Source organism: Actinomadura miaoliensis (assembly GCF_039536785.1).
Lineage (GTDB): Bacteria > Actinomycetota > Actinomycetes > Streptosporangiales > Streptosporangiaceae > Spirillospora > Spirillospora miaoliensis.
Genome location: NZ_BAAAZG010000015.1, coordinates 1 through 19894 on the forward strand (window position 1 = coordinate 1; position 19894 = coordinate 19894).

The window sequence follows — 19894 nt, forward strand, 5'->3', positions numbered from 1 at the left end:
CCGCCGCACCGGGCAAGGCTCGCCCCCTCGGGACGGGGGACGCCTCGCCCGGTGCGGCAGCGCCGAGCACAAAAGGACGATCTTGGCGAATGGTTACATAGACGTCCGCATCCGGCCAAGTAGCAATTTTCAGGGTCAAGAACCGACAGGGCGCGGGCATGCCGACCTTGCGCTGACACGGCATTTTCGCAGTGTTGCCATAGTCGGTCAGATCATTGGGCAACTTCTTCGTCTTGTGCGGGATTCCCCGGTGCCTCGAAGATCCAAGTCACTCAGGACACCTCACCCGGAGGCGTCCTGACCGTTTGGAGGCACAGTGAGGATGCGACCCATCCACCCCGCCACTGTCGTCGGAGCCACCGTCATCGCCGCCGCGCCCGCCCTGGTCGCCGCCCCCGCCGCGAGCGCCGCGCCCGCGGCCGCCGCGCTGGCGGCGACGCAGGCCGCGCCCGACCCCGGCGGCCTCGCCACCAGCCTGGCGGACCGGCTCGGCACCCGTTCCGCGGGCTCCTACATCGACCAGGGCACCGGCAAGCTCGTCGTCACGGTCACCGACGCCACGTCGGCCGAGCAGGTGCGCGCCGCCGGGGCCGTCCCCCGCACGGTCGCCCGCGACGGCGCCGCCCTCAAGCGCGTCACCGACACGCTGGAGCGCTCGGTCAAGACCCCCGGCACCGCCTGGGCCGTCGACCCGGTCAGCAACCAGGTCGTGCTGTCCTACGACGACTCGGTCACCGGCGACAAGCTGGCCAAGGTGCGCAGCGCCGCGCAGAAACAGGGCGCCGCCGTCCGGCTGGAGCACGTCCCCGGCACGTTCAGCCCGCTCATCGCGGGCGGGCAGGCCATCTACACCGGCGGGTCGCGCTGCTCGCTCGGCTTCAACGTCCGCAGCGGCAGCACCTACTACTTCCTGACCGCCGGGCACTGCACCAACATCGGCTCGACGTGGTACGCCAACTCCAGCGGCAGCACGGTCCTGGGCACCCGCTCGGGCACCAGCTTCCCCGGCAACGACTACGGCATCGTCCGGTACACCAACACCTCGATCGCCAAGACCGGTGACGTCTACCTGTACGGCGCCGGCTCCCAGGACATCACGTCCGCGGGCAACGCGGTCGTCGGCCAGTCGGTGCGCCGCAGCGGCAGCACCACCGGCGTGCGCAGCGGCTCGGTCACCGCGCTCAACCAGACCGTCAACTACGCCGAGGGCACCGTCACGGGCATGATCCGCACCAACGTCTGCGCCGAGCCCGGCGACAGCGGCGGCTCCCTGTTCGCGGGCACGGTCGCGCTCGGCCTGACCTCCGGCGGCAGCGGCAACTGCAGCTCCGGCGGCACGACGTTCTTCCAGCCCGTCACCGAGGCGCTCAGCGCGTACGGCGTGAGCGTCTTCTGATCCGCGCTCTCGCGATCCGCGCGTGAGACCGGGGCCGGGCGGGCACACCCGCCCGGCCCCGCGTCGTCGTCAGGCCCGCGCGGGCTCCCGCGGGGTGAGGTTCATGTGGATGTCCTCGGCCGCCCACAGCACGAAGCGCTCGACCGGCGTGACCGTCCGACCGGGCGCCGGCTCGAACCGGAACCGCTTGAGCAGGACGGCCAGCACCAGCTCGGCCTCCACCATGGCGAGGGTCGCGCCCTCGCAGCTGCGCGGGCCGAGGCCGAACGGGATGTAGGCGAGCCTGGGCCGCCCGGCCGACGCCTCCGGCGTGAAGCGCTCGGGGTCGAACACCTCCGGGTCGGGCCAGTACTCGGGGTTCATGTGCACGGCCCAGAACGGATAGAAGATGGTCGTCCCGGCCGGAACGGTGTACTCGCCGAGGGTGACGTCCTCGGTGGCCTCGCGGGCGCCGTACGGCCCCGGCGGGTACAGGCGCATCGTCTCGCGGACCACCATGTCCAGGTACGTCAGCCGCCTGAGGTCGGCGTACTCGGGGACGGCCCGGTCGCCGAGCACCCGGTCGACCTCCTCGGTGACCCGCTCGGCCACGTCCGGGTGCCGCGCCAGCAGGTACAGCGTCCAGGAGATCGCGACGCCGGTGGTGTGGTGGGCGGCCAGCATCGTCATCAGCACGGTGTCGCGGATGCGCTCGGGCGACTGGCCCGCCGCCGACAGCGCCGCCACCAGGTCGCTGCGCTCGGCCTCGCCGTCCCCGGTGCCGCGGGCGCGGTGCGCGTCGAGCACCTCGTCGACGACCGAGCGCAGGTAGGCCAGAGCCTCGTCGGCGCGCCTGCGGTCCTTCTCGTCGCCCTGGTACTGGCGCTCCAGGTACTCGGTCAGCACGGTCTCGAACGCCGTCACGACGCGTCCGGCGGTCTCCTCGTCCGCGAGGCCGCTGCCCAGCGCGTAGTGGCAGATCATGCGCAGCGACAGCTCGGCCAGGTCGTGCTGCAGCCCGATCGGGCCCGCGGCGGCGCGTCCGGCCCACCGGTCGGCCAGCTCGGTCGTCAGCGCGGTGAACTTCGCGAAGTGCGCCTCGTGCGACGGGCGCCCGGCCAGCACCGACAGCATCACCCGGCGCCACGGGATGTGCTCCTCGGCCGGGATGGTCTGCAGGTTGCCCGACTCCTGCAGCGGCGCCAGGAACTCGAACAGCTTGTCCGGCCGCTTGTTGATCTTGGCGGTGGCCTCCAGCAGCACCGGGTCGGCCACCGACACCGCCCGGTCCACGCCGGGCAGCGGGAACCGCACCACCGGCCCGTACTCGGCGTGCAACTGCAGCTGGTAGTTGTGCAGCCCGCCCGCCGCCACGATGGCCTCGGCACCGTCGCCGTCCGCGTCCGGCCCGGGGATCTGCGCTGGGGCACTGCCGTCGCCTGGTCGCATGGCACTCCACGTCGGGGTCGCGATGTTCGGTTCTCCGGGATGGCTCGCTATGCTTCCATGATCTCAGGTATCTCGCGATAAATGACGGTAGTTTCGACAAAGCGCCGTCACGCAGACCGGGAGAGGACACTGAACACGGTCGATCCGCGGAAACCGAACGTACCCCGCATGTACGACTATCTCCTCGGCGGCAAGGACAACTACGCCGCCGACCGGGAGGCCGTACGCGAGGTCGTCAGCCGCGCCCCGGACACGCCGTTCATGGCGCGCGAGAACCGCGCCTTCCTGCGGCGCGCGGTGCGGTTCCTGGCCGCGTCCGGCATCCGCCAGTTCGTCGACATCGGCTCCGGCCTGCCCACGCAGGGCAACGTGCACGAGATCGCCCACCAGGTCGCCCCCGACTCGCGCGTGGTGTACGTCGACATCGACCCGGTCGTGCTGACCCACGGGCGCGCGCTGCTCGCCGGACGACCCGGCGTGGCGGTCATCCAGGGCGACGCCCGCCGCCCCGACGACATCATGGACGACCCCGAGCTGCGCAAGCTCGTCGACGTCGACCGGCCGGTGGCCGTGCTGATGTTCGCGGTGCTGCACTTCATCGACGACGCCGACGACCCGCAGGGCATCGCCGCCTCCCTGCGCGCAGCCATGGCCCCCGGCAGCTACCTGGCCATCTCCCACGTCACCGACGACTTCGACACCGGCGGCCGGGTCCGGGACGCCGCCGCGGCCTACGACTCGGCCACCTCCCAGATCACCCTGCGCGGCCGCACGGACGTCCTGCGCATGTTCGGCGACTTCGAGCTGGTCGAGCCGGGCCTGACCACGCTGTCCCGGTGGCGTCCCGACCCCAACGCGACCCTCCCGCCCGACGCCGACCGCCAGTGGTGCTACGCCGGAGTCGGCAGGAAGCCCGGCTAGACCCCGGCCCGGGGGAGCGCGCCCCGCCGGAGGGCGGCTCGGCGGCGGTGAGAAGATCGGCGCATGAGCAGTCTGGAGATGTCCCGGTGACCGCGCTGCTGGACGTGGCCGTCGAGCGCGGCGTGGCCACGCTGACGTTGAACGACCCCGACCGCCGCAACGTCATCTCCGGCGCCCTGGTCGGCGAGATCGTCGCCGCGTTCGACCGGCTGGAGGCGGACGGGACGACCGCCGCCGTGGTGGTCACCGGCGCGGGCCCGGCGTTCTGCGCCGGCGCCGACCTGGCCGACCTGCTGGCCGCCGCCGACGGCGACGCGTCCGGCGTCACCACCGTCTACGAGGGGTTCCTGCGGGTGGCCCGCTCGCCGCTGCCGACCATCGCGGCGGTCAACGGACCGGCCGTCGGCGCCGGGCTCAACCTGGCGCTGGCCTGCGACGTGCGGGTGGCGGCCGAGTCGGCCTGGTTCGACACCCGCTTCCTGAAGATCGGCCTGCACCCCGGCGGCGGGCACACCTGGATGCTGCACCGGCTGGTCGGCCCGCAGACCGCCGCCGCGATGGTGCTGTTCGGCGACCGCCTCGACGGCCCCGCCGCCGTCGCCGCCGGCCTGGCGTACCGCTGCGTCCCCGACGCCGAACTGCTCCCCACCGCGCACGCCCTCGCCGCGGGCGCCCGCGACGTCGACCCCGAACTCCTGCGCCGCACCAAGGCGTCGCTGCGGCGCGCCGGCGACGGACGCGGCCACGACCAGGTGCTGCAGGACGAGACCCGCGACCAGATGTGGTCCCTCACCCTCCCCACCACCAAGGACCGCCTCACCACCCTCCGCCGCAAGATCACCGGCTAACCGGGCCGGGCGCGGCCGCAGGCCGGGGACTAGGATTTCCGGCATCGGTTGGTAAACCGGTTCGGCGAAGGCGGGGGCGTGGTGGGGTGAAGCGGCCGACGATCGCGGACATCGCGCGGGCGGCGGGGGTGTCCAAGGGGACGGTGTCGTTCGCGCTCAACGGGCGGCCCGGGGTGTCAGAGCGCACCCGTGACCGGATCCTGGCCATCGCCCGCGACATGGGGTGGCAGCCGAGCAGCGTCGCGCGGGCGCTGTCGGGCGGGCGTGCGGGCGTGCTCGGCCTCGTGGTGGACCGGCCCGCGCGCACGCTGGGCGTCGAGCCGTTCTTCATGCAGCTCATCTCCGGCATCGAGGGGGAGCTGGCCGCCAACGACGTGGCGCTGCTGCTGCAGGTCACCGAGGACCAGGCCGCGCAGACGGCCACCTACCGGCGCTGGTGGTCCGAGCGGCGGGTGGACGGGATCTTCCTGGTCGACCTGCGGGTGGACGACGAGCGGGTGGCGCTGGTGGCCGAGCTGGGCATCCCGGCGATCGTGGTCGGCGGGCCGCGCGGCCTGGCGGGGCTGCCGGGCGTGTGGAACGACGAGGCCGCCGGGATCCGCGAGGTGGTGGAGTACCTCGTCGCGCTCGGGCACCGGCGCATCGCCAGGGTGGCGGGGCTGCCGGAGCTGTGGCACACGGTGGTGCGCGGCGAGGCGTTCGAGCGGGCGGCCCGCGCGCTGGGCGCGTCCGTGGCCACCGAGGTCACCGACTACACCGGGGACGCGGGGGCGCGGGCCACCCGGCGGCTGCTGGCCGCCGCCGAACCGCCCACCGCGATCATCTACGACAACGACGTCATGGCGATCGCCGGGCTGTCGGTGGCCGCGGAGATGGGCGTGCCCGTCCCGTCCCGGCTGTCCGTCGTGGCCTGGGACGACTCGGTGCTGTGCGGCCTGGTGCGCCCCCGGCTCACCGCCGTCAGCGTCGACATCCACGCCTACGGGGTGCGGGTGGCGCGGCTGCTGCTCGACCTGGTGGCCGGGCGTCCGGTGGAGAGCGCCTGCAACGCCACCCCCACGCTGAACCCGCGCGAGAGCACCGCCCCCGTCGCCTGACGGCCGCCCGGTGTTCCGGCGGAGAACGCTCCAAAGGTTGCGAACGCGTCACGGCACCTTGTTGCTAAACCGGTTTATTGCTGCGATGGTGTGAACCGGATCACGGTCCTCGGGTGAAGGCCGGCGGGCCGGCGCGCCCCCGGCGGTGAGGAGTGCAGGTGACCACCAGACGCGCGATCGCGATGCTCTCGGCCGGTGCGGTGCTCGCGGCGGGCGCCGTCGCGTGCGGCGGCGACGGCGGATCCGACGGCGGGATGCTGACCTACTGGGCCAGCAACCAGGGCCGCAGCATCGAGCAGGACCAGCGGGTGCTCGGCCCCGAGCTGAAGAAGTTCGAGAGCCGCACCGGGATCAAGGTGAGGCTGGAGGTGATCGGCTGGCCCGACCTGCTCAACCGGATCCTGGCCGCCACCTCCAGCGGCAAGGGCCCCGAGGTGGTCAACATCGGCAACACCTGGTCGGCGTCGCTGCAGGTCACCGGTGCGTTCCAGCAGTTCGACGACGCCACGCTGAACAGGGTGGGCGGCCGCGGCCGGTTCATCGCCTCCACCCTCACCTCGACCGGCGCGCCCGGGAAGCCGCCGTCGTTCGTCCCGGTGTACGGGCTGGCGTACGGGCTGTTCTACAACAAGCGGCACTTCGCCGACGCGGGCGTGCGGAAACCGCCCGCGACCTGGCAGGAGTTCCTCGACGTCGCGCGCAGGCTGACCGACCCGGGCGCCAAGCGGCACGGCGTGTGCATCCTCGGCGCCAGCTACACCGAGGGGGCGCACTTCGCGTTCATCTTCGGCCGCCAGCAGGGCGCCCGGCTGTTCCAGAACGGCCCCGGCTTCGACTCCCCGCAGATGGTGGCGGGCGTCAAACGGTACGTCGACCTGATGGCGACGCAGAAGGTCGTCGACCCGAGCAACGCCGAGTACGTCAACGACTCGGAGATCCTCAAGGACTTCGCCGGGGGCCGCTGTTCGATGATGATGATCCAGAGCTACGCCACCGCCGGGCTGCGCGAGAACGGCATGAAGGACGACGCCTACGGCGTGGCGCCGATCCCCACCGTGCCGGGCGGCCAGAACGTCGCCAGCCACGTCGCGGGCATCAACATCGGCGTGTTCGCCGACGCCGAGAACTCCGACGGCGCGCTGAAGCTGGTGGAGTTCCTCACCTCGCCCGAGGAGCAGAAGATCCTCAACGCCGCGTTCGGGACGCTGCCGGTCGTCCCCGGGGCCTACGACGACCCGCGGTTCCGGACCGAGCACATCGGCACCTTCCGCAAGGTGCTGGCCGAGGCGTCGGAGACCATGCCGATGATCCCCCAGGAGGCGCAGTTCGAGACGCTCGTCGGCAACACCGTCAAGCAGCTCGTCGCGGACGCGGCGGCGGGCCGTCCGGTCGACGAGCAGACCGTCCGCACCCGCCTCGCCGACGCCGACAAGAAGATGCAGACCGGCGGTTGAGCGGGGGCAGGGGTGAGCGAGCTGGAAGGGCGCGGCGTCGCCTGGGCTGACGAGCGAGGGACGGGCGAGGAGGGACGGCGGCGCCTTCTCGGCGCCCCGGAGACGAGCGGGGGGCAGGGATGAGCGCTTTGCTGACGCCGCCCGAAACCCCCTCGCGGCGGCGCTCACGGGACGGGCGGCGGAGCGGCCGGTTCCGGCCACGCGGGCGAGGGCGGCGGGTGCTGCCGTATCTGCTGCTGGCGCCCGCGCTCGCGGCCGAGCTGGTCGTGCACATCGTCCCGATGCTGGTCGGGGCGTGGATGAGCCTGCTGGAGCTGACGCAGTTCTTCATCCGCAACTGGACGCGCGCGCCGTACGCCGGACTGGCCAACTACCGGGTCGCGGTCGACCTGGACGGGCCGGTGGGCCAGGACCTGCTGCGGTCCTTCGCGGTCACCGTGGCCGTCACCGCGGTCGTCGTGGCGGGAAGCTGGCTGCTCGGGCTGGCCGCCGCGGTGCTGCTGGACGGCCCCGTCCGGGGGCGGGCGTGGCTGCGCACGCTGTTTCTCGTCCCCTACGCGCTGCCGGTGTTCACCGCGGTCATCACCTGGCGGTTCATGTTCCAGCGCGACACCGGGCTGGTGAACGCGGTCCTGGGCGACCAGTTGCATCTGGTGGACGGCCACCCGTTCTGGCTGCTCGGGAACAACAGTTTCGTCGCGCTGGTGGTCGTGCAGGTGTGGAGGATGTGGCCGTTCGCCTTCCTGGTGTTCACGGCGGGGCTGCAGAGCGTCCCGGCCGACCTGCACGAGGCGGCCGCCATCGACGGCGCGGGCTACCTGCGGCGGCTGAGCGCGGTGACGCTGCCGCTGCTCAGCCCCATCAACCGGGTGCTGCTGCTCGTGCTGTTCCTGTGGACGTTCAACGACTTCAACGTCGCCTACACGCTGTTCGACCGGCCGCCCGAGGCCGCCGACGTCATCTCCATCCACATCTACAACGCCTCGTTCCTCACCTGGAACTTCGGGCTGGGATCGGCGATGTCGGTGCTGCTGCTGGCGTTCCTGCTGCTGGTCAGCCTGGCGTACCTGGTGCTGGGCGCCAGGGGGAGGAGGGGACATGCGTGAACCGCGCTGGGTCGGCTGGGCGCGGGTGGCGGTGCTCGGCGGGCTGACCGTCTTCACCGTCGTCCCGCTGTACGTGATGGCGGTGTCGTCGGTCAAGCCGCTGCAGGACGTGCAGGGCGCCTTCACCTGGATTCCGTCGCGGGTGACCGTGCAGCCGTTCGTCGACATGTGGACCACGGTGCCGCTCGGCCGGTACTTCCTGAACAGCCTGGTCGTGGCGCTGGCGGCGACGGTGTGCTCGGTGGTCGTCGCGATCGCGGCCGGGTACGCGGTGAGCCGCCACCGGTTCGCCGGACGCGGCACGTTCCTGGCCACGGTGCTGTCGACGCAGATGTTCCCCGGCATCCTGTTCCTGCTCCCGCTGTTCCTGATCTTCGTCAACGTGGACCGGCACACCGGGCTGCAGCTGTACGGCAGCCGCCTCGGGCTGACGTTGACCTACCTGACGTTCGCGCTGCCGTTCTCCATCTGGCTGATCGCGGGCTACTTCGACACCATCCCGCGGGAGCTGGACGAGGCGGCGCTGGTGGACGGCGCCGGGCCGGTGCGCACGCTGGTCGGCGTCGTGCTGCCGGTGGCCGCGCCCGGCATCGTCGCCGTCGCCATCTACGCGTTCATGACCGCGTGGGGCGAGGTGCTGTTCGCGTCCGTGCTCACCGACCAGAGCACCCGCACCCTCGCCGTCGGGCTGCGCGGGTACGCCAGCCAGGCCAACGTCTACTGGAACCAGGTGATGGCGGCGTCGCTGGTGATCAGCGTGCCGGTGGTCGCCGGTTTCCTGGCGCTGCAGCGCTTCCTGGTGCGCGGCCTGACGGCGGGCGCGGTCAAGTCCTGATTCGACGGCCGAAAGGAACGGTTCTGCGGTGGAACGCAATTTCGCCAAACTGGACGGCCCGCCGTGGCTGGGCGCCAACTTCTGGTCCCGCGTCGGGGGGCCGCTGATGTGGCGTTCGTACGACGCGGCCATCGTCCGCAAGGAACTGGCCGTGCTGCACGAACACGGGCTCAACCTCACGCGTTCGTTCTTCTACTGGCCCGACTTCATGCCCGAACCCGACCGGATCGACGAGGAGATGTGCGCGCGGTACGCCGATTTCCTCGACGCGCACGCCGACATCGGCATGCGCACCGTCCCGACGTTCATCGTCGGGCACATGTCGGGCGAGAACTGGGACCCGGCGTGGCGCGGCGGCCGCGACCTGTACGGCGACGTGTGGATGGTGGCCCGGCAGGCGTGGTTCGCCGAGGAGATGACGCGGCGTTTCACCGGGCATCCGGCCGTCGCCGGGTGGCTGCTCACCAACGAGATGCCGATCTACGGCGGCACCGCCCCGTCCGAGCAGGTCACCAGCTGGGCGCAGCTGCTGGTCCAGGCGGTCCGCGCCGGCGGCGCCCGCGAGCCCGTCTCGGTCGGCGACGGGGCGTGGGGCGTGGAGACGTCCGGCCGCGACAACGGCTTCTCGGTACGCGCGCTGGCCGGGCTCACCGATTTCGTGGGCCCGCACGTGTACCCGATGGGCGACGACGTCGTCCGGCAGCACTACACGGCGGCGTTCATCTGCGAACTGGCCGGGACGTTCGGCCGGCCCGTCGTCCTGGAGGAATTCGGCTGCTCGTCGGAATTCGTCGCCGACGACCACGCCGCGCACTACTACCGGCAGGTCCTCCACAACAGCCTGCTGGCCGGTGCGACGGGCTGGGTCGCCTGGAACAACACCGATTTCGACCTCGTCGGCCAGCCGCCCTACAGCCATCATCCGTTCGAGCTCCATTTCGGGTTGACGACCGTCGACGGCACACCCAAACCGGTGCTCCGGGAAATGCGGGATTTCAGCCGCACGCTCGCCCGGATCGACGTCGCCAACTGCACCCGTGCCCCCGCCGACGCGGTGCTCGTCGTCCCGCAGGTGCTGGAGGGCGGATTCCCCTTCACCGAGACCGAGGACCGCACCTACGCGTTCGACGTCCTGCGGCAGGCGTACGTCTCCGCCCGCGCCGCCGACCTGCCCATCGGTGTCACGCGCGAGAGCGACGGCATCGCGGGGGACGCGCGGCTGTACCTCGTCCCGTCCGCCAAACAGCTCACCGCCCCCGGCTGGCACCGCCTGGAGGAACTGGCGCGGCGCGGCGCGACCGTCTACGTGTCGTACGGGCACGGCTCGCACGGCGTGCAGCGCGGCCCGTGGTACGCGCATCTGAACGAGCTGTTCGGCGTCGAGCACCGGCTGCGGTACGGGCTGATCGACCCGATCGAGGACGACGTCGTCGAGCTGTCCTTCACCGGCGAGTTCGACCTCGGCACGCTGGCCTTCCGTGCGGGCGGAAACGAGAACAGCCGCGCACGCCTGCCCGTGCGCGCCGTCTCCGCCGAGGTCGTCGCCACCGACGCCCACGGCCGCCCGGCCGTGCTGCGCCGCCGCTGCGGCGAGGGCTGGGTCGTCCTGTGCACCTACCCGCTGGAGCACATGGCCGCCGCGACCCCCCGCGTGAACCCCGAGCCGACCTACCGGATCTACGACGCGCTGGCCCGGCTCGCCGGGGTGCGCCGCCCGGTCACGGTCCCCGACCCGCGCGTGTCGGCCGACGTCCTCGTGCACGCCGACGGACGCCGCTTCGCCGTCCTGGTCAGCCAGGCCGACACCGAGCTGACCGTCGCGGACGTCACCCTGCCGCCGTACGGGGCGCGGGTGGTCGAGCTCACCGGCACCGAATGAAAGATTCACCGCACGCCGAGATCGCCCGGCCTCGGACGCGCCCGACCGCGGACGTGTTCTCCCTGCTCAACCGGCTTTCGACGGACGGGCGGTGCGCGCCGGCCCGAGACCGCGCGTCGCCGACACTGTACGACGGTGCGGCGTGTGCCTAGCTTCGTGGGTGCTCTGGCCGTCGGCGGGCGGACCCGGCCTGTGGCGCGTTCATCTGCACCCCGACTCCGCAAGGAGGACCCCCGGATGAAACCCTCCCTCCGGTCCCGTCTCGTCGCGGCGGTGGCGGCCCTGGCGTCGCTGCTCGCCTCGATGCTCGTGAACGCCGCCCCCGCCCACGCGGCCGTGGGGCTGCGGGTCAGCGGGACGAACATCGTCGAGTCCAACGGCAACCGGTTCGTCATGCGCGGCGTCAGCCACGCGCACACCTGGTACACCTCGCAGACCGGTTCGTTCGCCGACATCAAGGCGCTGGGCGCCAACACCGTGCGGGTGGTGCTCAGCGGCGGGCGCTGGCCCGCCAACAGCCCGTCCGACGTCGCCAACGTCGTCGCGCTGTGCAAGCAGAACCGGCTCATCTGCGTCCTGGAGAACCACGACACCACCGGCTACGGCGAGCAGGACGGCGCCCGCACCCTCGACCAGGCCGTCGACTACTGGCTGGGCCTGCGCGAGGTGCTGGCCGGCCAGGAGAACTACGTCGTCATCAACATCGGCAACGAGCCCATCGGCAACAACCCCGTGACGCCGGGCTGGGCGACCGCCACGTCCAACGCCGTCAAGCGGCTGCGCGACGCCGGGTTCGACCACATGCTCATGGTGGACGCGCCGAACTGGGGTCAGGACTGGCAGTTCACCATGCGCGACAACGCGCAGACGGTCTTCGACGCCGATCCCGACCGCAACATCGTCTTCTCGATCCACATGTACGGGGTGTTCGACACGGCCGCCGAGATCACCGACTACCTCGCCCGGTTCCGCACCGCCGGGCTGCCGCTGGTGATCGGCGAGTTCGGGTTCAACCACTCCGACGGCGACCCGGACGAGGACACCATCATGGCCGAGGCCCAGGCGCGCGGCGTCGGCTACATCGGCTGGTCGTGGAGCGGCAACGGCGGCGGCGTCGAGTACCTCGACATGGTGCAGAACTTCGACCCGTCGCAGCTCACCACCTGGGGCCAGCGGATCTTCAACGGCGCCAACGGCATCCGGGCGACGGCCCGCGAGGCCACGATCTACGGCGGCCAGAACCCGGACACCACGGCGCCCAGCACGCCCGGCACCCCGTCCGCGTCCAACATCACCGCGACCGGCGCCACGCTGACCTGGTCCGCGTCCACCGACACCGGCGGCTCCGGCCTGGCCGGATACGACGTGTACCGGGCCGACGGGACCCTCCTCGGCCAGACCGCCACCACCTCCATCGCCCTCACCGGCCTCACCCCCGACACCCGCTACCAGGTGTACGTGAGGGCCCGTGACGGCGCGGGCAACCAGTCCGCACCGTCGTCCACCGCGACGTTCACCACGGCCGCGGGCGGCGGCACGGGCGCCTGCCGCGTCGCCTACACCACCAACGCCTGGGGCAACGGCCTGGTCGCCGGCATCAAGATCACCAACACGGGCACGTCGCCGATCAACGGCTGGTCGCTGACGTTCACCCTGCCCTCGGGCCAGACCATCACCTCCGGCTGGGGCGCGACGTACTCACCGACGTCCGGCCGCGTGACGGCCACCAACGTCTCCTACAACGCCGCCATCCCCGCCCAGGGCTCGATCGACATCGGCTTCCAGGCCACCCACACCGGCAACCCCGCCAAGCCCGACACCTTCACCCTGAACCGCTCCACCTGCCAGGCCACCTGACCGGACCCGCCGCGCGCCCTCGCCGAGGGCGCGCGGCGGCGCGTCCCCTCCTTTAGGGTGCGGGGCATGGCAGAGCGGTCTTACCTGGCGGAGCTGTTCTCCCTGGACGGCAAGGTCGCGGTCGTCACCGGCGGCAGTTCGGGCATCGGCCGGGCCATCGCCGAGGCGCTGGCGCGAGCCGGGGCACGCGTCGTGGTGATCGCGGCTTCGTGATGACCCCGCTGAACGCCCGCTTGTCGTCCGATCCTGGGACCGTGGCGGCGCTGGCCGCGCGCACCATGGTCGGACGCAACGGCCTGGCGGAGGATTTCGCCGGCGCCGCCGTGTTCCTCGCGAGCCCGTCCGCGGCCTACATCACCGGCCAGTCCATCTTCGTCGACGGCGGCCTCTCCACTCACTAGTCCCTCTCACCAGCCGCACCGCCTCCTGGCCAAGGCGGTGCTTCGCGCTGCGTGTGACCACCGCCCCGCACAGCGGATCCGGGAGGCGCTGGTAATACCAGACGAGAAGCCGACGAATGACGTCAAGGGCTGGTCGACCCACGACCTTGGAGGACGAGTGCGCGGTAGGCCATGACGAGTGGCTCGGCGGGTCACTTACCGGGTCATTGGACCGCGCCGGCTCGTTGCAGGAATGCGGCGATGGCCGGCTTGTTCAGCTCTCGTGCGATGCCCAGCGGGGTGTGCGCGGTAAGCGTTTCCTGTAGCGCAGGCGGGTCATCGAGCCGTGCGTTGACGTCGGCCCCGGCGGCCACGAGCAATTCGATGGCGGCCGTGTCATCGGCTGCCTGCGGCACCGCGATCGCGTAGTGCAGCGGGGTGACGCCCGTGCAGGTGCGCACGTCCGGATCGGCCGCGTGCCCCAGCAGCAGCGGCAGGGCCTCCCGCGGGCTCATCACAGCCTGGTGCAGCGGAGTGATCCCCCGGACGCCCCAGGAGGTCATGTCGGTGGGCCGGCACGGGTCGGCTCCCGCGGCGAGCAGGAGGCGGATCGTTTCCTGGTGGCCGTGGACGGCTTCCAGCAACGGCGTGCTGTCCTTTGCCGCCAGGTTGGGGTCGGCGCCGGCGTCGAGGAGCAGTCGCACCGCTTCGATGACGGTGTCCGGCCTCCAGTGGTACGCCATTCTCAGCAGCGGGGTTCCGCGCAGGGAGCCGGCGTTGGGGTCGGCGCCGGCGTCAAGGAGCAGACGGATGATCTGAGTACCCGACGTGAACTCAGGCGAACCGCCTCCCCGGCCCCAACATTCGAAGTGCAGCGGCGTTTGGCCGGCACTGTCGGTGGCGTTGGGATCAGCACCCGCCTCCAAGAGCATTCGGACGATCTCCAGGCTGGGCGTCTTGTCGTACAGCTTCCGGGGGGCCTCGTGGTCGAGGGCCAGGTGTAGCGCGGTCGCTCCGGCCAGCAGTTCCCCCGACGTGTAGACGTTCCCGTCCAGGAAGCGCCACGGCGTCGACGCGTCCTCCGTGATCGTCGCGGTGGGATCAGCGCCGGCGTCCAGCAGCACCCGAACCACCTCAACGCTACGAGCCATCGCGGCCAGGTGCAGCGGGGTCAGCCCGGAACCGTCCAACGGCCCCAGGTCGGGCATCCCGGCCAGCATCTCTGTCACCGCCGAAAGATCACCCGCCGCGCAGGCCCGGCCGAACCTGTCCGCCTCCGACGGCGGCCCGACGAGTTTGAGTCCACCGAGCATTGAGGACAGATACTCACCGTAAGGTCTGTCCTCGCCGCCTTCGTGGTCTACTTCGTAGACCTGAGGGTCTTCGGCCGTGTCATCCAGGTCCACGACGTAGTAGAACTGCCCGTCGTGGTAGCCGATGCCGAACCATGCGCGCGGCTCGGTGACAAGCCCGTCTTCCACCTCCGGGCCGCCATTCAGCCAGACCTGCCATTCGAACTCGTCGTCGGTGCGGAGCGTGCCCTCGCTCCACCGCACCGCCAGCAGCGCCTGCACCCACGGGGGCAGTTGCCGCGGCCCTACCGGGGTCGCCTCGACCCACTCCCGCGGCATGAAGTCGTCCGGCACAACGCCCCCGAGGCGTTCGATCTGCCGCAGCACGTCCTCACCCAAACCACCCGCAGGCGCTTCCACCGACACCGCATCCTCCACGCAACCGGTCGGGGGTCTTCCACCAAGCGCCGCTTGGGCGGATGACCGGGGGTATTGGGGCGGGTAGAACGACGCAGGTACCGCACGATCCCAATCCGCAGCCCAAACGGTTGTGGTCACCCCGCTTGTCAACGATCAAGGCGACCGATGTTAGTCGGCCAACCGCCAAATCCGTTGATTTTTCGGGGTACTGCCGAGCCCCATTCGCGCGGCCCGCCAACGCCGCGACCAAACCGCACGCTGAGGCCCTTCACCGGACAGATCCGCGTGACGCGACCGGCTGCGCGCCCTGCCCGACGCCGGCCTTTCGGGGGGAGCCCGGCAGGGGAACGCGCCGCCCGTCACCACGGCCCACACGGCCTCGGCCGCGGCGGCCGCCCTGCCAACTGTTCTTTCCGACATGGATGCCCCTCCTCGGTTGTTCGAAGGGACCTCCGCGACTCTGCTTGGGTATGCACGCCGTGGCGGCGGGCCTGAAGCCACCATCTGTCACCGGCTCGATCAACGGCGTGGACGACGCGGAGGTGACGATCCGCGGCAACACGGCGTTCGGCTGGGCCGAGACCGGCGGGTTCTGCGGCGCGAAATCCCGCTACCGCGTGTACTTCCACGCCACGTTCGACCGTCCCGTCAAGGCACACGGCACGTGGAAGGACGACTCGGTCACGCCCCGCGACGCGTCCGCCGAAGGCACGTCCCCACCGAAGACCCCCGCAGCGGACCCCAAGCCTGTCGGTCGCCCTCAGCCCGAGCGGGCCCGCACGTTCTCCGGCCACGTCAACGTCAAAGGCCCCGGTACGGGCGCCTACCTGCAGTTTGACTCCGACAGTCCGGTGCAGATGCGGGTGGGCCTTTCGTACGTGAGCGTGGACGGCGCCCGCCGCAACCTCCAGAGCGAGATCGGCGGCCGAGGTTTCGACGCCGTCCGAGCCTCCACCCGCGACGCCTGGCGCCGAAGGCTCGCACAGGTCAAGGTGACCGGCGGCGATACCAACCGCCTTCGCACGTTCTGCACGGCGCCTTACCACGCGTTTCTGCAGCCGTACATTTTCGAGGACGTCGACGGCACCTACACCGGGTTCGACCACCGCACCCACGAAGTTCGTCCGGGGCACCATGGTTCTGAAATCGATGGTGGCAGGCGCCCAGCGAGTCGGGTCCAAATTCGGTTACACCGAGCGTCCCGGCAACGCCCAGTACTTGAAGCTCGGATACGTGCCGGGCGACGTGTCCGCCACCCAGAAGTACGGCATCGCCGACTTCGGCATCGCCCAACTGGCACGACCTGACGGGATCGTCGGGATCCTCACCGCCGACCAGGCCCAGCGGGATCCGCAGGCGCCGGTGGTCCGTGTGGTGGCAGACCATGTCGCCATTTCCGGTAGGTTGACGACCCGACTGTCGTTTCTGTCGACCTGGCTGGAACAACTCGGCGGCGATCCTCCGTCCTCACCGCATGCCGCGGTGAGTACGGAGGCGTCGGCAGATCTCCGATTACCGCAACCTCGGCGGCATCGGCAGATCGTTGACGTCGCCCGGCCGTGATCGGTGCACGGTTCGGCATTCGGGAGACCGCTGGTGTCCGCTCCGCCCCGAAGGTGGGAACCGCCGATCGTTGGTTCGGGGAGGGACGGCGCGCGTCGAAGGAGGCGGGGATGGTGAAGATCCGGACGTTCACCGAACGGGACCGGCCGGAACTCCACGCCCTGTACGGCCGCGCCGGCGCCGGCTCGCCCAGCGGTTCGCTGTGGGGCCATGACGAGTCCGAGGCGGCGATCTACCTCCAGCCGTACATGGACCTGGAGCCCGGCTCGCTGTTCCTGGCGATCGAGGACGGCCGCGTCGTCGGCTACCTGGCCGGCTGCCTGGACAGCGCGGCCTTCCCCAGCGAGGTCACGCGCGTCGACCAGGCCATCAAGCGGTACCGCCCGTTCCTCCGGCCGCGGCCGGCGAGGTTCTTCGCCCGCAGCCTCGCCGACCTGGCATGGGCGACGGTCCGGCGGGCGCCGACCGCCGGTGACTTCCACGACGCCCGATGGCCCGCGCACCTGCACATCAACGTGCTCCCCGAAGCCCGCGGCACCGGTGCCGCCGACCGTCTCATGGACCACTGGCTGGAGCGCGTCTCCGGACACGGCGTCGGCGGCTGCCACCTGCAGACCGTGGCCGAGAACACCCGAGCCGTCCGCTTCTTCAAACGCAGGGGCTTCGTCGAACACGGCCCGGCCCCCGTCATCCCAGGCCTCCGCTACCAGGGCCACCGCGTCCACCAACGCACGATGGTCTGGACCCCCTGACGCCCCGTCTCCCGCGGCGGAGACGAGTGGTCGGCTGAGACGCGGACCCACCGCGCCCCCGCACCACCCCGAATGCCGCCCACATTCCGCACAGTGCGCGCAAGCGAAGACCGAGGACGGCCCGTGGGGCGTGGTCGTCGAGGTGCAGCGCAACGACAGGCTCGACAAGAAGCAGTTCACCTGGCCGCTGGCGTGCCGAACCGCTATCGCGGGCGGGCCTCGTCGGTGTCTGCGTAATCTGCCGTAATGCACAGCGAGGATGTGGAAAGGGTCGGGCTGCGGCAGGCGAGTGGTGAGGACGGGGAGTTCTGCTATCGGCTGCACAAGGCGGCGATGAAGGAGTATGTCGACGCGATCTGGGGGTGGGAGGAGCAGGCGCAGCGGGAGTATCACGAGCGGCAGTACGATCCGGCGCGCTGGCAGGTCATCACCCTGGGCGGGGTCGATGTCGGCATGATCAGCGTCGATCGCCATCCCGACCATGTCTACCTGGGGCGCATCGAGGTTCTTCCGGAGTACCAGGGGCGCGGGATCGGGACGCGGCTGATCCGGGCGCTGGTGGACGAGGCCGAGCGGAAGGGCGTGCCTCTCGTCCTGGACGTGCTGGTGGTGAACCGGCGGGCGTACGCGCTGTACCAGCGGCTCGGTCTGCGCGAGGTGGGGCGGCACGGTGACGGCGACAACAAGATCAGGATGCGGCGTGAGCCGTCAGGGCGGTGAGGTGGCGGGCGACCGGGCCCATGGAGAACAGGCCGCTCGCGGCGCCGGCGAGTTCGGCGCGGGCGGGGGCCAGCGCGGTGTGGGCGCGTCGCATCACGTCGCGGTCGCCCAGGGCGATGGCGGCGCGGGCGGTCAGGCACCAGAGGGCTTCGTAGAGGAGGTCTCGTGGTGGCGGCGGGACGTTGCGGAGGGCCGCGGAGGCTTCGGGGCGGCGGTCTTCGGCCAGGAGGACCAGGGGGCGGGCCCAGGGTTCGTAGGGGCCCCAGTCGGGGTGGTCGGGGACGGGCAGTTCCAGGCATAGCAGAACCAACGGGAGCAGGCCGTGTTCCAGGCCCGGCATGCCCGCGCCGTCCAGGAAGGTGGCGGCGGACTGGTAGGCGGCTCGCACCTCGGCGGGCGGAGCGCCTGAGGTGGAGAGGCGCAGGGCGGCGTACCACCGGGTGAAGACGCCGACCAGGGGGCGTTCGTGGTGGGCGGCCAGGCGGTCGGCGGCGGCCGCGTGCTCGTCGGCGCCGACGAAGTCGGCCAGGGCGCTGCGGGCCTGCAACCGGATGAGGTGCCCGAGGATCTCGTACGACGCCAGGTCGTGGCGGGCGGACAGGTCGATGAGTTCGGCGCCGATCGCGTCGCGTTCGGGGGCCAGGCCCGCGCGGTGGAAGGTCTGCATCCAGACGCCGTTGAGCGCGAAGGCCAGCAGGCGGGGGTCGTTCAGGCGGCGGGCGAGCGTTTCGGCCTCGCGGGCGGCCCGGGGGCCGCGGGGGGAGCGGGTGCCGCGCATCTCCAGGGCGATGGTGGCGAGGAGACGGGCCCGGGTCGCCTCATGGGTCGTGGACGTCAGGGCGCGTTCGGCCGCCGCCACGATCCGGGCGGCCTGGTCGGGGTCGTCCGAGCGGGTCCAGATGGCCGGGACGTCATAGGCGCCGATCACGCGGGCGGTCAGTTCGTCGTCGCCGAGTTCCTCGGCCGCCGCGACGGTGGCCGTGCGCTGGCGCCGGGCCGCTTCCAGGCCGGCGCCGCCGCTCATGGCGAGGCTGCGGAGCAGGCCGACGGTGGACTCCAGGCGGGCACGGGCTCCTGACGTCACGGTGCGGTCGTAGACGGCGGCGGTCTGCGCCCACACCTGGGCCGCGCCGTCGGGGGCGAGGTGCGGGGCGTGGCGCAGGATGTCGGTCTCGAGGCGTCGCAGGGCGGGGCCGGGGTCGACGCCCAGTTCCTCGACGAGATGGGTCCGGGCCCGGCGCAGGACGGCGAGGGCGTCGCCCTGGCGGCCGGTGCGGTAGAGCGCGAGGGCCAGCAGGCGCCAGGCGTCCTCGCGCCAGGGGTGGTCGGCGACGTGGGCGTCCAGGTCGGGGATCGCCTCGGCGGCCAGGCCGAGGGCCAGGCGGGCCGAGGCGAGACGTTCGACGGCGTGCAGGCGAAGCTCGGTGAGACGGGAGCGTTCCGCGCGGGCCCAGGGCTCGTCGGCGAAGTCGGCGTAGGCGGGGCCGCGCCACCAGCCGAGGGCCTCGGTCAGGCGCGCGGGCGCGTCGGCGGACGGCAGGGACGCGGACACGGTCTGTTCGAACCGCCACGCGTCCACCGCGTCGGGGGCGGGGCGCAGGGCGTAGCCGGGGCCTTCCGTCACCAGCAGGCGGGGCGGTGTACGGGGCGGACGCTCGGGTTCCAGGGCGCGGCGCAGCGCGGCGACGAAGGTGCGCACCGCGCTCACGGCACCGGCGGGCGGGTCGTCCCACAGGTCCGCGACCAGCAGATCGACGGGGACGACGCGACGGCGGGCCACGATCAGCCGGGCCAGCACCGCGCGGTGCCGCGGCCCCTTGAGGGCGATCGCGTCCCCGGCGGCGTCCCAGGCCGTCACCGGGCCCAGCACCCCGAACCGCACCGAGCCTCCTTCCTCCAGGCCACGGTAGCGCGCTGACCGGATGCTCATTCGCGTCCGGCAGGCT

19 protein-coding genes are annotated in these 19894 nt (G+C 71.8%); 15 read left to right on the forward strand and 4 right to left on the reverse strand.

The window, feature by feature from the left end:
• On the reverse strand, positions 1–223 hold a 223-nt coding region (locus tag ABD811_RS12320), incomplete at its 3' end, for a hypothetical protein (protein ID WP_344945529.1).
• A 99-nt stretch (positions 224–322) separates the two neighbouring features.
• Here ABD811_RS12320 and ABD811_RS12325 point away from each other — a divergent pair.
• Positions 323–1396: a S1 family peptidase gene (locus ABD811_RS12325; protein ID WP_344945675.1), complete on the forward strand. Its 1074-nt coding sequence runs from the start codon at positions 323–325 to the stop codon at positions 1394–1396.
• Between the two features lie 69 nt (positions 1397–1465).
• On the opposite strand, the gene ABD811_RS12330 is transcribed toward ABD811_RS12325, so the two are convergent.
• Positions 1466–2824 carry a cytochrome P450 gene (locus tag ABD811_RS12330; RefSeq protein ID WP_344945532.1) on the reverse strand — a complete coding sequence of 453 codons (1359 nt, stop codon included), beginning with the start codon at positions 2822–2824 and terminating at the stop codon, positions 1466–1468.
• 81 nt (positions 2825–2905) lie between these two features.
• On the opposite strand from ABD811_RS12330, the gene ABD811_RS12335 reads away from it, so the two are divergent.
• The 10 genes from ABD811_RS12335 (at position 2906) to ABD811_RS12380 (ending at position 13222) form a co-directional block, all read left to right on the forward strand.
• Entirely contained in the window at positions 2906–3745 is an 840-nt protein-coding gene (locus tag ABD811_RS12335) for an SAM-dependent methyltransferase (RefSeq protein WP_344945535.1), read from the forward strand.
• A gap of 86 nt (positions 3746–3831) precedes the next feature.
• Entirely contained in the window at positions 3832–4593 is a 762-nt protein-coding gene (locus ABD811_RS12340) for an enoyl-CoA hydratase (RefSeq protein WP_344945538.1), read from the forward strand.
• 86 nt (positions 4594–4679) lie between these two features.
• On the forward strand, positions 4680–5690 hold the full coding sequence (locus ABD811_RS12345) for a LacI family DNA-binding transcriptional regulator (RefSeq protein ID WP_344945541.1): 1011 nt from the start codon (positions 4680–4682) through the stop codon (positions 5688–5690).
• Between the two features lie 158 nt (positions 5691–5848).
• Positions 5849–7144: an extracellular solute-binding protein gene (locus ABD811_RS12350; protein ID WP_344945544.1), complete on the forward strand. Its 1296-nt coding sequence runs from the start codon at positions 5849–5851 to the stop codon at positions 7142–7144.
• 218 nt (positions 7145–7362) lie between these two features.
• Positions 7363–8250 carry a carbohydrate ABC transporter permease gene (locus ABD811_RS12355; RefSeq protein ID WP_344945546.1) on the forward strand — a complete coding sequence of 296 codons (888 nt, stop codon included), beginning with the start codon at positions 7363–7365 and terminating at the stop codon, positions 8248–8250.
• On the forward strand, positions 8243–9085 hold the full coding sequence (locus tag ABD811_RS12360) for a carbohydrate ABC transporter permease (RefSeq protein ID WP_344945549.1): 843 nt from the start codon (positions 8243–8245) through the stop codon (positions 9083–9085). The genes ABD811_RS12355 and ABD811_RS12360 overlap by 8 nt, the downstream gene beginning before the upstream one ends.
• Positions 9086–9113: 28 nt before the next feature.
• Positions 9114–10964: a cellulase family glycosylhydrolase gene (locus ABD811_RS12365; protein ID WP_344945552.1), complete on the forward strand. Its 1851-nt coding sequence runs from the start codon at positions 9114–9116 to the stop codon at positions 10962–10964.
• 237 nt (positions 10965–11201) lie between these two features.
• Positions 11202–12821 carry a cellulase family glycosylhydrolase gene (locus ABD811_RS12370; RefSeq protein ID WP_344945555.1) on the forward strand — a complete coding sequence of 540 codons (1620 nt, stop codon included), beginning with the start codon at positions 11202–11204 and terminating at the stop codon, positions 12819–12821.
• A 66-nt stretch (positions 12822–12887) separates the two neighbouring features.
• Entirely contained in the window at positions 12888–13034 is a 147-nt protein-coding gene (locus tag ABD811_RS12375) for an SDR family NAD(P)-dependent oxidoreductase (protein ID WP_344945558.1), read from the forward strand.
• Positions 13035–13075: 41 nt separating this feature from the next.
• Positions 13076–13222: an SDR family oxidoreductase gene (locus tag ABD811_RS12380; RefSeq protein ID WP_344945561.1), complete on the forward strand. Its 147-nt coding sequence runs from the start codon at positions 13076–13078 to the stop codon at positions 13220–13222.
• A gap of 203 nt (positions 13223–13425) precedes the next feature.
• Here ABD811_RS12380 and ABD811_RS12385 read toward each other — a convergent pair whose 3' ends face one another.
• Entirely contained in the window at positions 13426–14919 is a 1494-nt protein-coding gene (locus tag ABD811_RS12385; protein WP_344945564.1) for an ankyrin repeat domain-containing protein, read from the reverse strand.
• Between the two features lie 464 nt (positions 14920–15383).
• On the opposite strand from ABD811_RS12385, the gene ABD811_RS12390 reads away from it, so the two are divergent.
• The 4 genes from ABD811_RS12390 to ABD811_RS12405 all read left to right on the forward strand — a co-directional run bounded on the left by ABD811_RS12390 (position 15384) and on the right by ABD811_RS12405 (position 17948).
• Positions 15384–16220, forward strand: a complete 837-nt coding sequence (locus ABD811_RS12390) for a glycoside hydrolase domain-containing protein (RefSeq protein ID WP_344945567.1) — start codon at positions 15384–15386, stop codon at positions 16218–16220.
• Positions 16147–16476, forward strand: a complete 330-nt coding sequence (locus tag ABD811_RS12395; RefSeq protein WP_344945570.1) for a hypothetical protein — start codon at positions 16147–16149, stop codon at positions 16474–16476. The genes ABD811_RS12390 and ABD811_RS12395 overlap by 74 nt, the downstream gene beginning before the upstream one ends.
• Positions 16477–16586: 110 nt before the next feature.
• On the forward strand, positions 16587–17228 hold the full coding sequence (locus ABD811_RS12400; protein ID WP_344945572.1) for a GNAT family N-acetyltransferase: 642 nt from the start codon (positions 16587–16589) through the stop codon (positions 17226–17228).
• A gap of 246 nt (positions 17229–17474) precedes the next feature.
• Entirely contained in the window at positions 17475–17948 is a 474-nt protein-coding gene (locus ABD811_RS12405; RefSeq protein ID WP_344945575.1) for a GNAT family N-acetyltransferase, read from the forward strand.
• Here the strand turns inward: ABD811_RS12405 and ABD811_RS12410 are convergent.
• Positions 17917–19878 carry an AfsR/SARP family transcriptional regulator gene (locus ABD811_RS12410; protein ID WP_344945578.1) on the reverse strand — a complete coding sequence of 654 codons (1962 nt, stop codon included), beginning with the start codon at positions 19876–19878 and terminating at the stop codon, positions 17917–17919. The two genes, ABD811_RS12405 and ABD811_RS12410, sit on opposite strands and share 32 nt — an antisense overlap.
• Positions 19879–19894: the final 16 nt, after the last annotated feature.

Bases quoted from the DNA above. Each gene is read 5' to 3' on its own strand.
- ABD811_RS12325 (WP_344945675.1), top strand. From the start codon at position 323: ATGCGACCCATCCACCCCGCCACTGTCGTCGGAGCCACCGTCATCGCC.
- ABD811_RS12330 (WP_344945532.1), bottom strand. From the start codon at position 2,824: ATGCGACCAGGCGACGGCAGTGCCCCAGCGCAGATCCCCGGGCCGGAC.
- ABD811_RS12335 (WP_344945535.1), top strand. From the start codon at position 2,906: ATGACGGTAGTTTCGACAAAGCGCCGTCACGCAGACCGGGAGAGGACA.
- ABD811_RS12360 (WP_344945549.1), top strand. From the start codon at position 8,243: ATGCGTGAACCGCGCTGGGTCGGCTGGGCGCGGGTGGCGGTGCTCGGC.
- ABD811_RS12370 (WP_344945555.1), top strand. From the start codon at position 11,202: ATGAAACCCTCCCTCCGGTCCCGTCTCGTCGCGGCGGTGGCGGCCCTG.
- ABD811_RS12375 (WP_344945558.1), top strand. From the start codon at position 12,888: ATGGCAGAGCGGTCTTACCTGGCGGAGCTGTTCTCCCTGGACGGCAAG.
- ABD811_RS12390 (WP_344945567.1), top strand. From the start codon at position 15,384: ATGCACGCCGTGGCGGCGGGCCTGAAGCCACCATCTGTCACCGGCTCG.
- ABD811_RS12400 (WP_344945572.1), top strand. From the start codon at position 16,587: ATGGTGAAGATCCGGACGTTCACCGAACGGGACCGGCCGGAACTCCAC.
- ABD811_RS12405 (WP_344945575.1), top strand. From the start codon at position 17,475: ATGCACAGCGAGGATGTGGAAAGGGTCGGGCTGCGGCAGGCGAGTGGT.
- ABD811_RS12410 (WP_344945578.1), bottom strand. From the start codon at position 19,878: ATGAGCATCCGGTCAGCGCGCTACCGTGGCCTGGAGGAAGGAGGCTCG.